Origin of the sequence: Acinetobacter sp. AL9 (genome assembly GCF_041464035.1) — a bacterium.
Taxonomy (GTDB): domain Bacteria; phylum Pseudomonadota; class Gammaproteobacteria; order Pseudomonadales; family Moraxellaceae; genus Acinetobacter; species Acinetobacter towneri.
In genome coordinates this window covers 1-655 of record NZ_JAYFSK010000153.1, presented here as the reverse complement: position 1 = coordinate 655, position 655 = coordinate 1, and the positions used below count along the sequence as shown (strand labels likewise).

1 protein-coding gene is annotated in these 655 nt (G+C 38.0%); it reads left to right on the top strand.

Features of this window, described 5'->3' with window-relative positions; translation table 11 throughout:
• Window positions 1-59: 59 nt before the first annotated feature.
• Window positions 60-655, top strand: a 596-nt coding sequence (locus ACEO2X_RS14060) for a transposase (RefSeq protein ID WP_371972175.1), incomplete at its 3' end; no start/stop codon positions are given.

Sequence of the window (655 nt, the reverse complement as noted above, 5' to 3'; positions counted from 1 at the left end):
GGTAGTGTTCAAAAAACTGTGTCATTTCCTTAAACTGTTAAAAACAGGAATGATGCATTATGGCAACTACATTTGATTTTGAAACAGCCTTAAAACAACTCCAGTCAGGACAAGCACTGACTGGAGAAAATGGCATACTCACCCCTTTAATTAAACAACTGACCGAAGCTGCTCTTGAAGCAGAAATCGAGAATTACATTGAAGCGAATCCGAAACAAGGTAATCGCCGCAATGGCTATACTCGCAAGACAGTAAAATCTACATCAGGTTCATTTGAGCTTGAAACCCCTAGAGATCGAAATGGTGAATTTGAGCCACAGTTAGTTAAAAAGAACCAGACCAAATTATCAGAAGAAATTGACAATAAAATCATATCACTCTATGCACTTGGTATGAGCTATCGTGATATTCAAAAGCATGTTGCTGATATGTATGGATTGGAGATTTCAGATGGTGCTATCACCAATATTACAGATAAGCTCCTCCCTCAGTTACAAGCATGGAAACAACGCCCACTCGATACAATTTATCCCTTTGTTTGGTTAGATGCCATACATTACAAAGTGAAGGATAAAGGTGTTTATGTGAGCAAAGCGATCTATACCATTTTAGCTTTAAATGTTGAAGGTAAGAAGGAACTACTCGGCTTGCATTT